Genomic DNA, 12,749 nt, shown 5'->3' with positions numbered 1-12,749 from the left:
GTTGCGTGCGCGCCGGCACGCCGATATCGCACGGAACCGCGACTGCAAGCGACTACACGCGATGCAGCCAGCCGAGCCAGTGTTCGAGCAGCGGCGCGCGCGTCCACAGCGACTGCGCGAGCCACAGCGTGCCGCCCCATGCGGCGGCCACCACGATCAGGTCGCAATGTCCGCTGTTCCACAGGTTGAGCGAGTGACGCCGCCAGATCCACGGCACGCCGAGCGGGTTCGGCCAGTCGGCGAGCAGGTGCATTACGCCGCCGCACGCGAAGCCGAACAGCGGCGCGGCCCACAGCGGATGCGGATGATGGGTGAGCCCGTGCCACCCGAGCGCGAGCAGCGCGATCCAGCCGATGCCCCAGTGCGTGACGGTGCGGTGCGTGATCCACAGGCGGCGCTTGCGGCTCCACCATGCGACTTCGAGCCAGTCGGGCGCGGTGCCGCCCGCGACGCCGGCTGCGAACGCGGCGAGCAGGCCCGCATGCCACGGGCCTGTCGTACCGGTCTGCGCGACGAGGACGGCGGCGGCGACGCCGGCCGCGAAGCCGGACGCATGATGCGCATTGTGTGATGCCATAGGGAATGAGACGAAGAAACGTGAAGCGGCGCGTGAACGAAAGAAAGCGATGCGGCGCGAAAGCGGGGCGCTATCTTCTCAGATCGGTCCGGGCAACGGGTGGCTCGTCCGCAGATTTTTTTGTGTGCATGTGTTGCACGCAGCGCAGTTCGCAACTTTCCGTTTTGTGCGTTGCGTGATGACGCGTCGTACCGCATGCAATTTCGACCGGCCCGCATGCATGCCGCAGCGCCGCTGCGTGACCGGGCGCGCCCAATCGAAGCGCTTTCGTGGCGCGCCGCGTGTTCGACCCTTTTTGTCCCCCTATACTACGAAACCGGCATATGGCCGTCGGCGCGCCAGCGGCTATAAGCGGATCAGGTGCTTTTCCTGCCTGAAGGAGATCTACATGGGGGACATGCAATGACTACGCTGAATCGCTTCAAATCATCCGCTGTCGTGCTTGCGACTGTGGCCGGCATCGGTTTCCTGCCGAACGCGCCCGCCTATGCGAAAGGGCCGCAGCCGGCGGTCCTGACGAGCTCGGCGGTCGCGGTGGCCGACAAGTACAGCGCGGATGCCGCGGAGCGGATCTTCAAGGAAGGCGGCAACGCGATCGACGCGGCGGTCGCGATCGCATTCACGCTCGCCGTCACGTACCCCGAAGCCGGCAACATCGGCGGCGGCGGCTTCATGACGATCTACAAGGACGGCAAGCCGTACTTCATCGACTACCGCGAGCGCGCGCCGCTCGCCGCGACGAAGGACATGTACCTCGACAAGGATGGCAACGTCGTCAAGGGCATGAGCCTGTACGGCCCGCGCGCGGTCGGCGTGCCGGGCACGGTCGCGGGCATGTGGGAAGCGCAGAAGCGCTTCGGCAAGCTGAAGTGGAAGCAGGTGCTCGCGCCGGCGATCCACTATGCGCGCGACGGCTTCGTCGTCGACGAGCAGCTCGCGCAGCGCGGCGTCGACGCGTCGAAGGAGTTCGGCGGCAAGACCAACTTCGACAAGTACTTCTCCGGGCTGAAGGCCGGCGTGAACTTCAAGCAGCCCGACCTCGCCGACGTGCTCACGCGGGTCGCGAACGACGGCGCGGAGGGTTTCTACAAGGGCAAGACGGCCGAGCTGATCGCGGCGTCGATGAAGACCGGCGACGGCAACGGGCTGATCACCACCGAGGATCTCGCGCAATACCGCGCGGTGTGGCGCCAGCCGGTGCAGGCAAAGTGGAACGGCTATGACGTGATCACCGCGCCGCCCCCGAGCTCGGGCGGCATCGGCCTCGTGCAGTTGCTGAAGATGAAGGCCGACCTCAAGCAGGACTTCGAGGGCGTGAAGCTCAACTCGCCGCAATACATTCACCTCGTCGCGGAAATCGAGAAGCGCGTGTTCGCCGATCGCGCGCAGTATCTCGGCGACCCGGACTTCTACAAGGTGCCGATCGCGCAACTGACCGCCGACGCATACATCGCGAGGCGCGCGGGCGAGGTCAACCCGAAGGAGCCGTCGGACACGAAGAGCGTGCAGCCGGGCCTCGGCACGACGATGCCGGAGAAGGCCGAAACGACGCACTTCTCGGTCGTCGACAAGTGGGGCAACGCCGTGTCGAACACGTACACGATCAACGGCTATTTCGGCTCGGGCGTGATCGCCGACGGCACGGGCATCGTGTTGAACGACGAAATGGACGACTTCTCCGCGAAGCCGGGCGTCGCGAACATGTTCGGCGTGGTCGGCAGCGATGCGAACGCGATCGAACCGAAGAAGCGCCCGCTGTCGTCGATGTCGCCGACGATCATGACCAGGGACGGCAAGGTGTCGCTCGTGATCGGCACGCCGGGCGGTTCGCGCATCTTCACGTCGATCTTCCAGGTGATCAACAACATCTACGACTTCAAGATGCCGTTGAAGGAAGCCGTCGGCGCGATGCGTTTCCATCACCAATTGCTGCCGCCGAACACGATCTTCTGGGAGCCGTACCACCCGATCGAAGGCGAACTCGCGAAGCAGATCGAGGCACGTGGCTACACGCTGAAGGGGCAGGACTTCAGCGGCGACATCCAGGTGATCAAGATCAACGGCAAGACGCCGGAGGCGATGGCCGACCCGCGCGGGCGGGGGGTGACGCGGATCATCCACTGACGTGAAGCGACGCGTGCGCGTTCGCGACAGCGGGCGTGCATGCCGTTGCGCGGCCGGGTGTTCGGGCCTGGCCGCGAATCGCACTCAGCCCGGGTCGCTCGCCGCATTGTTTTCAAGAAAACCGTCCACCGACACCAGCGGCTGTTCGTCGAGCATGCCGAGCACGCTTTTCAGCTTCAACTGCAGCTTCAGCGCATCGAGATCGCTGTCGAACAGCTTCTGCCGGTTGCCCGAGATGTCGCGCCGCAGGTTCAGCAGCCGACCTGGCGGATCCGGGATGCCGGCGGCGACCTGCTGCTGTCGGGGAAGACCAACGTGTCCGCGAAGGTGAAGAGCGTATGGGAGCCGGTGTTCACCGTCGGCGCGAGCTACCAGATCACGCGCCGGTTCTGGATCACCGGGATGGTGACCTACATCCCGTTGCGTACGAAGATTACGCTCGACATCAGCCAGCCGAACCGGACGCTCGCGTCGAACACGTTCGACATTTCGGCGAACCCGGTGCTGGCCAGCGTGCTGCTCGCATTCCGCTTCTGACGGGCCAGGGCCTGGACAGCCGGTTTTCATCAATTTGACGCGCGACACTGGGATAATGGCAAAGTTTGCCTGCGTCAATGATGGAAGGAGGCCCCATGGGCGAAAACGATACCCGCACCGACGACGACGTCGCCGATACGACGTCGATGGAAACGCGCCAGCGCCGTTTCGAGGAAGATCTCGTCGACGCGTACGACGAAGAGCTCGAGATGGAGCTCGACGATCGCCGCTTCGACAATGGCGAGGACCTGCTGTTCTCGCCGGAGCGTCGCGAGGCGCGCAAGGAGTATTTCCGCGAGCTGTTCCGGCTGCAGGGCGAACTCGTGAAGCTGCAGGACTGGGTCATGACCACCGGGCACCGGCTCGTCGTCATTTTCGAGGGGCGCGACGCGGCGGGCAAGGGCGGCGTGATCAAGCGCATCACGCAGCGCCTGAACCCGCGTGTCTGCCGGGTCGCCGCGTTGCCCGCGCCGAACAACCGCGAGCGCACGCAATGGTACTTCCAGCGCTACGTCGCGCATCTGCCGGCCGGCGGCGAGATCGTGCTGTTCGACCGCAGCTGGTACAACCGTGCGGGCGTCGAGCGCGTGATGAATTTCTGTACCGACGACGAGTACGAGGAGTTTTTCCGTTCGGTGCCCGAGTTCGAGAAGATGCTCGTGCGCAGCGGAATCCAGATCGTCAAGTACTGGTTCTCGATCACGGATCACGAGCAGGAGGTGCGCTTCGAGGCCCGGATCCAGGATCCGCTGAAGCAGTGGAAGCTGAGCCCGATGGACCTCGAGAGCCGCCGCCGCTGGGAGGCTTATACGGCCGCGAAGGAAGAGATGCTGCAGCGCACGCATATTCCCGAGGCGCCGTGGTGGGTCGTGCAGGCGGTCGACAAGAAGCGCGCGCGGCTGAACTGCATCCACCACCTGCTGGGCCAGGTGCCGTATCACGACGTGCCGCGCCCGTCGATCGACCTGCCGCAGCGCGAGCATCACGAGGATTACATCCGCCGGCCGGTGCCGGACAACATGATCGTGCCGGATATTTACTGAGCGGCCGGGCGGGTTTGAGCGGCGGAGAGGGGCGCGCCGCGCAAGGCGGCGCGCGTTACTCCCGGATCAGGAAGGCGGCCCGGTCGCGCCCGGCAATCCATGCGGGTGCGCGGCCGCGGCCGCTCCACGTTGCGCCCGTCACGGGGTCGCGATACTTCACGCCGACGGTGAACAGTTTCGCGCGGTCGCTGTAACCGTGACCGAAGATTTCACGTGCGGTCAGCGCGTAGCTCGTGACGAGTTCGCGCACCTGCTCCAGCACCACATTGCGTTCGCGGCACCGCGCCGCCTTGATGCGCTGATCGAGTTCTGCAAGCTGGGCCTGCAGTTTTTGGATGTGCCGCATGCGTCCGTTATCCCGTGGCTGATTTGATTATTGGCGACGCGTGATGAGCCGCATGGCAGCATGCCCTGCCATGGCGTGCTGCCTTGGCCGGAGGCGCATCTCATGCAGCGTGCTCCGGCCTGCCGGCAAGGCGTTTGCGGAGCGTGTCGCCGGGAACCCGGTGAGATTAGGATTTGGCGCGCGGTTTTTCTATCGGACGTATCCGAATTTTCGGCTGAATTTGCATGAGGCCATGATGGCGAGGCGGGAGGGGGCGCGTCAGTTCGTCACAGCTCCGGAAACCCCGACCGCCCCTGCGTGAGATCGAACAACTCGGTTCTCGCAATCCCCTCGGCGGTTTCGGGCAGCTTGATCACGAGCTTCACCGTCATCCCGTATGCGCTGTCCACCAGTTCATAACCTGCCTGTTCCACCCAGCGGCGCACGCGCGCCTCGTCCGGGTAACCCATCTCGATCGCGAGCCGCGTGTGGCGGATGCGTTCGACGCGCTCGGCGTCAAGCAGCGCCGACGCGATCGCATCCGTGTACGCGCGCACCAGCCCGCCCGCGCCGAGCTTCACGCCGCCGTAGTAACGCACGACCGCGCCCAGCACGCCGTCGAGATCGTGATGGCGCAGCACTTCGAGGATCGGCCGGCCCGCCGTGCCCGACGGCTCGCCGTCATCCGACATGCCCGACTGGCCGCCCGCCAGCAGCGCCCAGCACACGTGGGTGGCCGCCGGATGCTCGTCGCGCAGGCGCTGCAGCACCTGCATCGCGGCGTCGCGGTCGTCGACGGGAATCGCGTACGCGATGAAGCGGCTCTTGCGGATCTCGAGTTCGGTCGTGCGGGAAGCGGATAGGGTGTAAGTCACGTCGATCGTCATGGGCAAGCACGATCGATGCAATCGCGTGCCCGTATTCCGGGTGTTGTCTGGATCGGCCGCGGCGGATGCGCGGCGCGTGTCGAAGCATACCGCGTGCGAGCCGGGAGGGCGGCGAAATGTCCGGCGAACGCGTTTTTGTTCGGCAGCCGGCACATATGCCGATCCGTCGATGCCGCGCTCGACGTCAACGCGCGCCGACCGACGACCGCAGCGCCGCGCCCAGCGTGCGCAACGCCTGCCGGGCCCGCGCATCGGTCAGGTTCGAGTAGAGCACGACATCGCGCGTCGGCAACGGCGGCAGCCCGTATCGCACGCTCACGTCGACCGTACCGGCGGGCGCCACGCGATGCCCGAGCGCCGCGACGGCCAGCCCCGCGGACACCGCCGCGCCGATCGTCGCCACGCCGCCGCCGACAAAGACTTCCGTCCATGCGATGCCGGCTTCGTCGAGCGCACCGACCGCCATGCGGCGGACGCTGCAGGGCTCGGCCTGCGTCGCGAGCCGCAGCGGTTGCGGCGGATGGTACTCGAAATCGGCCGCGGCCATCCAGCCGAACGACTCCGACAGGATGGTTTCGCCGTCCAGCCGCCGGCTGTCATGCTGCAGCGCGACGGCCGCGTCGAGCTGGCCGCGGTCGAACGCATCGAGCACGTCGCGCGACGCGGCGACGCGGATCTCCAGCACGAGCCCCGGCTCGGCCTCGCTCATGCGCCGCAGCAGCATCGGAAGATCGGCGCCGACGACATGGTGGCTGACGCCGATCACCAGCCGCCGTTGGCCGGTGCCGAACGCGCCGACCGCACCCTGGTGCGCGGCCACCAGTTCGCGCGCCGGTTCCAGGAACGCGGTGCCGTCGGCCGACAGGCGGACCTGCCGCGGCGTGCGCTCCAGCAGGCGGCGGCCGAGACCGTCTTCGAGGCGCTTGATCTTCAGGCTTACCGCGGACTGCGTCGTGTCCATCGCCTCGGCGGCCCGCGTGAAGCTCTTGAGGTCGGCGGTCAGCACGAACGCCTGCACGGCTTCGATGTCGAGTGTTTTCATCGCGCGCTTATCCATTTCAGAATCGAATCATTGAAATATTCTGCCATCGTATTTTCAAATGATCCAAGGTCTTCTACGCTGCTCCCAAGCCGTCCGGAATTCCCGCGTTTCTTTCGCCAGGAGTCGATCATGCTGACCGCGTACTACGTGCACCGCCTGCCGGCGGACTACGACCTCGACATCATCCGCAACCGCGTCCGCGAACGCGGCAGGCTCTGGGACGACACGCCGGAACTGGTGTTCAAGGGATTCCTGCTGCGCGAGGCCGGCCGCTACGGCGCGACGGAAAACGGCTATGCGTCGCTTTATCTGTGGCGCAACGACAGCGCATTCGCCGGGTTCGTGACGGACGGCCGTTATCGGGTCGTGACGGACAGCTTCGGGCGCGCGCCGATTGACGTGCAGGTCGCGCTCGACGCGCGCAAGGGCAGCGCGTCGACGGGGCGTTTCGCTCGTCTGGAAGCGCTCGATATTCCGGCGGATGCCGACCTCGACGCGACGCTTGCACGGGAGATCACGCGCAACCGCGAAGCGGCGGCGCGGCCGGGTGTCGTCGCGGCTGCGGTCAGCCTCGATCCGCTGCGCTGGCGGCTGACGCGGATACTCGTTTCTGAACACGAACCGGACGACGGCGGTGCGGGCACGGTGTACCAGGTCCTGCATCTGGCCAAACCGTTGCTCGACACGCTGGAAGGGAGCGGCGCGTGATGGCCGGCGTGGTGTCGCGATCGCGGGCCAGGCCGGCGGCACGCGGCCGATCGCCGGGCAGGGCCGGCGATCCACCATCGACGCGATTGCCCGCAGGCCTCGCGGTCGCGGCTCATCTGGCGGGCGTAGCGGCCGGGATAGCTGCCATCGCCGTGCTGACGACGTTGCTGGCGCTGATGGTCCGGTAAGGATCGTCAGCGGGCGGGCAAGCCCTGGGCATCCAGGAACCAGCAGACAAGACGAGACGCGATGCAGCCGTCGCGCCGTCGCATGACCGGAAGCGCCGCACGCGATACGCGCGGCGCTTCCGGCTGCTTCACCTCGCTGCTCAGTTACCCTGCAGCCGGATATCGCGCGACGACGCTCCGACATACACCGTCCCGCCCGGCACAACCCGCCAGCCGTTGCGCGACGTATCCCACACGCTCTGCATCCGCGGCGACACGGTCACGCGAACATGTCGCGCCTCGCCCGGATTCAGCCGGATCTTCTCCCAGCCGACCAGCCGCTTCGGCGGCTCGTCCTTGTACGGCACGCCGAGATAGACCTGCGGCGTTTCCGCGCCGGCGACGCGCCCGTCGTTGCGCACGGTGAACGCGACGCTCAGCGAGCCGTCCCATTGCTTCGACACCGACAGCCCCGAATACGCGAAGTGCGTATACGACAGCCCGTAGCCGAATTCGAACATCGGCTTGATGTTGCGCGCGTCATACCAGCGATAGCCCATGTTTAGCTTCTCCGCGTAGACGGGATCGTTGTCGAACGCGCCGTTTTGCCCCCACGCCGGCGAATCCTGGTCGCGCGCCGGGAACGTGACGGGCAGCTTGCCGGACGGATTGACTGCGCCGAACAGCACGTTCGCGATTGCCTTGCCGCCGGCTTCGCCCGGATACCATGCCTCGACGATCGCGGACACCTGGTCCTTCCACGGCATCAGCACCGGATTGCCGCTCTGGACGACGACGATCGTATGCGGATTCGCGCGCGCAACGGCTTCGACGAGCGCATCCTGGTTCGACGGGTTCGCGAGGCTCAGGCTTTGCAGATCGCCGAAATCCTCGCCGGCCGGCTGCGCGACCACGACGATCGCGACGTCCGAGCGGCCCGCGAGTGCGGCGGCCTGGTCGATCTCCTGCTGCGTGTACGCGCGGAACGGCGACTGCTGGTCGCTGTTGCCCGCGTACGTGACCTGCGCGGCCGGCGCGAGCGCTCGGATCGCCGCGACGATCGGCACGTCGACCTTCAGCCACGGATTGCGCCACCAGCTGCAGCCCGTCGACGATCCGAACGTCAGGCCGCCGCAGCCCGCGAACGAACCCGTCACCGGGTCGCGCGTGTTGCCCGAGCCGCCGCCCGACAGCACGGCCGCGTCGGCATGGCCGCCGATCACGGCGATATGCGACAGCGCGGACGCGGCAAGCGGCAACTGGTTGCCGTCGTTCTTCAGCAGTACGATCGACTGCTCGGAGGCCGCTTGCGCGAACCGGTTCGCGGCTGCGAAGTCGATCGTGCCGCCGCCCTTGGCCGGATCGTCCATCACGCCGACGCGGATCATCACGGCGAGCTTGCGGCGCACCATGTCGTCGAGGCGCGCGGTCGACACCGAGCCGTTCGCGATCGCCTGCTTGACGGCCGCCGGCGTCAGGTACACGGTCGGCCCGACGTCCTCTTCCTCGTCGAGCCCGGCGTTGATCGCGGCGGCGGTGCTGTGCGCGGCGCCCCAGTCGGACTGCACCTGGCCCTGGAAGCCCCATTCGTTCTTCAGCACGTCGTTCAGCAGGTGATTGTTCTCGCACGCATACGTGCCGTTCAGGCGGTTGTAGCTGCACATCACGCTGCCTGGCCGCCCGCGCTTCGCGGCGATCTCGAACGGCAGCAGGTACAGCTCGCGCAGCGTGCGTTCGTCGATCTGCGTGTTGCCGCCCATCCGGCCGTGTTCCTGTTCGTTGCCGGCGTAGTGCTTGATGGTCGCGATGACTTTCTGCCGCTGCGTCGCGAGCGTGCGTTCGGCGAGCAGGTCGCCGGCGAGCAGCGGATCCTCGCCGAGATACTCGAACAGCCGGCCGCCGCGCGGTTCGCGCGCGAGATTGGTGCCGCCGGCGAGGCCCATGCCGAACCCTTGCGCGCGCAACTGGATCGCGACCTGCTTGCCGAAGTCGTACGACAGGCGGCGATCCCAGCTCGCGGCAACGGCGATCGTCGCGGGGAACGTCGTGCTGGCTTGGGACGTGCTGCCGGAACCGGTCGCCGAGTCGACCATGTTGAGATCGGGAATGCCGAGCCGCGGCACGCCCTGGATGTAGCCGGCGCCGCCGCCCGGCACCTTCGACATTTCGTATTGCGAATGAATGAACTGAAGTTTTTCGTCGAGCGTCATCTTGCGCACGAGCAGGTCGGCGCGTCGTTGCGCGCCGGCCGACGCGAATGCGTCGGTGGCGTCGCCCTGCGAGTTGAAATCGGCGTTGCCCGCGTACGCGGTGGTGCAGAGGGTCGCTGCCAGCACGACGGCCGGCCAGAGTTTGTCCCGCATGTTGCTCTCCATGATCGTATTGCTCGTTGTTCGGATGATGTCTGGAGCTGCGTACGCCCGGTGGATTCGCACCGGACGAAATCGGCTGGCGATGCAGGGTGGTTGCGCGTCGGCATGCCAGGCCAGGCGGGGAATCGTTACGGCCGGTTGGGCTCGACCGGTCAACGCGGGCGGCGACGCGCAGGCCGTCCGACGCTGCCGAATCGGATGTAGCGACTCTCAGCAGCGACTAATGGTATGAATGTAGTTCGACTACAGCATCGGTGTTTCTACCGATACGTACGATCTTTATTCGGTACCGTCGCGAGACGTGAAGAAAAGACGGTCATCGTTCCCGATTGCGACTGCGTGGCGGGGTAAGAAGTACCTGCGTACAGGTGTTTGCGCGGGGAAACGTGGCGATCAACGAAGTCCGGCTCGTTGCGTGCGCATCGAATCGACAGGAGCCTGTCGTCATCCGGCGGCGCGGGATTCCGGATCGCGTGCAGTGCGCGGATCGGACGGCTTGCGGGCGCGGGCGAGCGGATTGGCGATGTAGCGGATCGCCCGGTCGCTGAGCGTCGACGACGGCAGCAGGCACGCAAGCGACAGCCCGGCGACGGCCAGCTTCTTGAACGGACGCCAGAACGGATTGCGCAGCACCGTATGCCAGTAACGGCCCGAATCGGACAGGAACCAGCGCCAGCGGCGCGCGAGCGGCGCGCGGTACAGCGTGCTCGCGAAGCGGGCCTTTTCGATCGAGAAATCGAACGGCTCGCCCGGCAGCGCTTCGTGAAGCCGCGAGCCGGCAATCGTGCGCAGCGTCGACCATCGGCGTTCAGCCTTCAATGCGCCGGTGGCTGCGTCCTCTGCGTTGGCGAATGCGAGATCGGCGGTGTCGCGGTTCGCGTCGCCGGCTGCGTGTGCGGCCTGTTGGTGAACGCGATAACCACCGAGCGACGCGTCGATCATGTGAATGGCGCCGAGCAGCACGATTCCGTAGATCGCATAAAAATCGGCACCGTGCAGGTTGTCGGCCGTGACGGGCACCGGGAAGATGCGCCTGAGCGCGTCGCTCCGGTACGCGTTGCCCGACGCGGGCGGCGACGGATACAGCCAGCCCGCGCGCAGCAGGCGTCCGCAATCCGTGTCGACGCCCGACTGCGGGACGGTGACGCCGGTTGCGGCGCCGTCGCGCGTGATCACGTCGAGCCGGAAATGCACCTTCACGAAGTCGCCGGACGCGAACGCGGCCAGCACGCGGGCGGCCGCGTCGGGATAGAGCAGGTCGTCCGCGTCGAGCAGGATCACGTATCGGGTCGCGACATGCTCGAGCGCGCGGTTGTACGCGGCGACCTGGCCGCGATTCTCCTGGAAGACCGACGCGATGCGCTCCCCGTACGAGCGGATGATGTCTCGGGAATCGTCGGTCGATCCGTCGTCGATCACGAGCACGCGGATGCCGTTCGCGGTCTGTGCGAGCGCGGAATCGATCGCGGCACGCAGATAGGCACCGTGATTGTAGTTGCAGATTGCAATGGTCAGGTCTGCCATGAGCAGCTCCCCGGTGAAGCGGGTTCGAGTCGTCCGGCGCGGGCGGTGCGCACCGCGCGGTCGCGCGGCCGCACGCTAGCGGCGCGCAACGGAGCTGCCGAGCAGCGGAATGCCGGCGCGATAGACCACGGCCGCGAGCGCGGCGGCAACTGCCGCCTCCGCGAGCAGCACGGCGGCGGCGGCGCCCAGTTCGGCGAAATACTTCGCGAGCACCGGCAGCAGCACGATGTTCAGGATGCCGGACGACATCAGGATGCGCGTGAAGGCCGTCTTCATGCCGAGCGGCAGCATGGTCTGCACGCCGAACAGGTCGGTCATGCCGGCCATGAACGGGATGAACGCCATCCAGCGCAGCACGTGAACGGTCGGTTCGTACGACGGGCCGTACAGGATGCGCACCGCCAGCGGCGCACCGAAGAAAATCACGAGCGAGATGCCGAGCACCATCACGACCTGCACGACGAACAGCTTGCGCAGGAACGAGAACGCGTCGTTGCGCGCATGCCGCATCAGGTAGCTGATGCGCGGATAGGTGGCGGCTTTCAGCGGCTGGAGCATGCTGAGCGCTGCGCGGATCAGCTTGTCGCCGGCGGCGAAGTAGCCGGCCGCGACGTTGCCCGACACGAAGCCGAGCAGCACGGTGTTGGTCGATGCGTAGAACGCGATCGACGTCGATGCGAGAAACACCTGCCAGCCGCCTTTCAGCGATTCGGCAATGTCGGCAACGCCGACGCGCACGAAGTCGATTTCGCGATGGAGATACAGGTAGACGGCCAGCGCGATCGCCGACAGCACCGGCACGGCGGCGTTGACGATCATCGCGCGATCGATGTCCGCCGGGCTGTGCACGACGGCGAACATCGCGGGAAGGCTCAGCACGCGGCCGACGAACAGGATCACGCTGAGCGCGCGCAGCTTCTCCATGCCCTGGAAATACCAGCCGGGCGTGAATGCGACGCCGGCCACCATGCCGAACCCGATCAGCAGCAGGTCGCGGTCCTCGCCGAAGCGCCCGATCACGAGGGTCAGCACCACCAGTACGACGAAGCAGACGGCCGCGATCCCGATCTGCGCGTACAGCGTCGCCCAGAAGATGCGCGAGCGTTCGGCGCGGTCGTCGCGGGCGAGCGCGATGCGCGGCGTCGCGGTCAGGTCGAAGCTGTAGCTCGTGCAGTTGGTGAGATACGCGATGACCGCGAGCGAGAACGCGAGCTGGCCATAGCCTTCCGGGCCCAGTGCGTGCGTCAGCAGCGGTGCGATCAGCAGCGGCACCGCATACATCGAAATCTGCAGCGTCAGCAGCAGCAGGAAGTTCTTCTTGAGGTTTGACATTCGCTCGGTCGGCGCCGTTGGGTGTCGCATGGCGGCGGGTTGCGTGCTGCCGTGCGGATGCGCGGCCGGTCGGCGCTGACCCGGCTGCGAGGATTCGCGACCCGTTCCGGC

At 66.7% G+C, this 12,749-nt stretch carries 11 protein-coding genes and 1 pseudogene; 4 read left to right on the top strand and 8 right to left on the bottom strand.

Going from position 1 to position 12,749, the window contains the following annotated elements; translation table 11 throughout:
• Positions 1–52: 52 nt before the first annotated feature.
• A complete protein-coding gene (locus ABD05_RS29590; RefSeq protein ID WP_047903476.1) occupies positions 53–577 on the bottom strand; it encodes a metal-dependent hydrolase in 525 nt (174 codons plus the stop codon).
• A 402-nt stretch (positions 578–979) separates the two neighbouring features.
• Here ABD05_RS29590 and ggt point away from each other — a divergent pair, with 402 nt between their 5' ends.
• Complete coding sequence (gene ggt / locus ABD05_RS29585) at positions 980–2,701, top strand: gamma-glutamyltransferase (RefSeq protein WP_047903475.1); 1,722 nt, start codon at positions 980–982, stop codon at positions 2,699–2,701.
• Between the two features lie 84 nt (positions 2,702–2,785).
• On the opposite strand, the pseudogene ABD05_RS39625 reads toward ggt, so the two are convergent.
• Positions 2,786–2,956, bottom strand: a pseudogene (locus ABD05_RS39625) (TolC family protein); the annotation flags it as partial.
• Between the two features lie 60 nt (positions 2,957–3,016).
• On the opposite strand from ABD05_RS39625, the gene ABD05_RS36910 reads away from it, so the two are divergent.
• Positions 3,017–3,238 carry a hypothetical protein gene (locus ABD05_RS36910; RefSeq protein WP_238594196.1) on the top strand — a complete coding sequence of 74 codons (222 nt, stop codon included), beginning with the start codon at positions 3,017–3,019 and terminating at the stop codon, positions 3,236–3,238.
• Between the two features lie 95 nt (positions 3,239–3,333).
• Positions 3,334–4,281, top strand: coding sequence for a polyphosphate kinase 2 (ppk2, locus tag ABD05_RS29575; protein WP_047903473.1), 948 nt, complete (start codon positions 3,334–3,336; stop codon positions 4,279–4,281).
• A 55-nt stretch (positions 4,282–4,336) separates the two neighbouring features.
• On the opposite strand, the gene ABD05_RS29570 is transcribed toward ppk2, so the two are convergent.
• From ABD05_RS29570 to ABD05_RS29560, 3 genes are all read right to left on the bottom strand, one after another.
• The gene (locus ABD05_RS29570; RefSeq protein WP_047903472.1) at positions 4,337–4,627 is read right to left on the bottom strand and encodes an H-NS histone family protein; all 291 of its coding nucleotides are present in this window, start codon (positions 4,625–4,627) and stop codon (positions 4,337–4,339) included.
• Between the two features lie 266 nt (positions 4,628–4,893).
• Positions 4,894–5,493: an IMPACT family protein gene (locus ABD05_RS29565; protein ID WP_409994817.1), complete on the bottom strand. Its 600-nt coding sequence runs from the start codon at positions 5,491–5,493 to the stop codon at positions 4,894–4,896.
• Positions 5,494–5,677: 184 nt separating this feature from the next.
• Positions 5,678–6,535, bottom strand: coding sequence for a LysR family transcriptional regulator (locus ABD05_RS29560; protein ID WP_047903891.1), 858 nt, complete (start codon positions 6,533–6,535; stop codon positions 5,678–5,680).
• Positions 6,536–6,664: 129 nt separating this feature from the next.
• Between ABD05_RS29560 and ABD05_RS29555 the strand changes: the two genes are divergently transcribed.
• Positions 6,665–7,243: a DUF4865 family protein gene (locus ABD05_RS29555; RefSeq protein WP_047903471.1), complete on the top strand. Its 579-nt coding sequence runs from the start codon at positions 6,665–6,667 to the stop codon at positions 7,241–7,243.
• 328 nt (positions 7,244–7,571) lie between these two features.
• Here ABD05_RS29555 and ABD05_RS29550 read toward each other — a convergent pair whose 3' ends face one another.
• The 3 genes from ABD05_RS29550 to ABD05_RS29540 all read right to left on the bottom strand — a co-directional run bounded on the left by ABD05_RS29550 (position 7,572) and on the right by ABD05_RS29540 (position 12,638).
• Positions 7,572–9,773, bottom strand: coding sequence for a glycoside hydrolase family 3 C-terminal domain-containing protein (locus ABD05_RS29550; protein WP_047903890.1), 2,202 nt, complete (start codon positions 9,771–9,773; stop codon positions 7,572–7,574).
• A gap of 453 nt (positions 9,774–10,226) precedes the next feature.
• Positions 10,227–11,306 carry a glycosyltransferase family 2 protein gene (locus ABD05_RS29545; RefSeq protein WP_047903470.1) on the bottom strand — a complete coding sequence of 360 codons (1,080 nt, stop codon included), beginning with the start codon at positions 11,304–11,306 and terminating at the stop codon, positions 10,227–10,229.
• 75 nt (positions 11,307–11,381) lie between these two features.
• Positions 11,382–12,638, bottom strand: a complete 1,257-nt coding sequence (locus ABD05_RS29540) for an oligosaccharide flippase family protein (protein WP_047903469.1) — start codon at positions 12,636–12,638, stop codon at positions 11,382–11,384.
• Between the last annotated feature and the right edge of the window lie 111 nt (positions 12,639–12,749).

Source organism: Burkholderia pyrrocinia, from assembly GCF_001028665.1.
GTDB lineage: Bacteria > Pseudomonadota > Gammaproteobacteria > Burkholderiales > Burkholderiaceae > Burkholderia > Burkholderia pyrrocinia.
This window is presented reverse-complemented; position numbering and strand designations above follow the sequence as displayed.

Excerpts from the sequence above, each read along its gene's own strand:
- ABD05_RS29590 (WP_047903476.1), bottom strand. The coding sequence starts at position 577 with ATGGCATCACACAATGCGCATCATGCGTCCGGCTTCGCGGCCGGCGTC.
- ggt (WP_047903475.1), top strand. The coding sequence starts at position 980 with ATGACTACGCTGAATCGCTTCAAATCATCCGCTGTCGTGCTTGCGACT.
- ppk2 (WP_047903473.1), top strand. The coding sequence starts at position 3,334 with ATGGGCGAAAACGATACCCGCACCGACGACGACGTCGCCGATACGACG.
- ABD05_RS29570 (WP_047903472.1), bottom strand. The coding sequence starts at position 4,627 with ATGCGGCACATCCAAAAACTGCAGGCCCAGCTTGCAGAACTCGATCAG.
- ABD05_RS29565 (WP_409994817.1), bottom strand. The coding sequence starts at position 5,493 with ATGACGATCGACGTGACTTACACCCTATCCGCTTCCCGCACGACCGAA.
- ABD05_RS29560 (WP_047903891.1), bottom strand. The coding sequence starts at position 6,535 with ATGAAAACACTCGACATCGAAGCCGTGCAGGCGTTCGTGCTGACCGCC.
- ABD05_RS29555 (WP_047903471.1), top strand. The coding sequence starts at position 6,665 with ATGCTGACCGCGTACTACGTGCACCGCCTGCCGGCGGACTACGACCTC.
- ABD05_RS29550 (WP_047903890.1), bottom strand. The coding sequence starts at position 9,773 with ATGCGGGACAAACTCTGGCCGGCCGTCGTGCTGGCAGCGACCCTCTGC.
- ABD05_RS29545 (WP_047903470.1), bottom strand. The coding sequence starts at position 11,306 with ATGGCAGACCTGACCATTGCAATCTGCAACTACAATCACGGTGCCTAT.
- ABD05_RS29540 (WP_047903469.1), bottom strand. The coding sequence starts at position 12,638 with ATGTCAAACCTCAAGAAGAACTTCCTGCTGCTGCTGACGCTGCAGATT.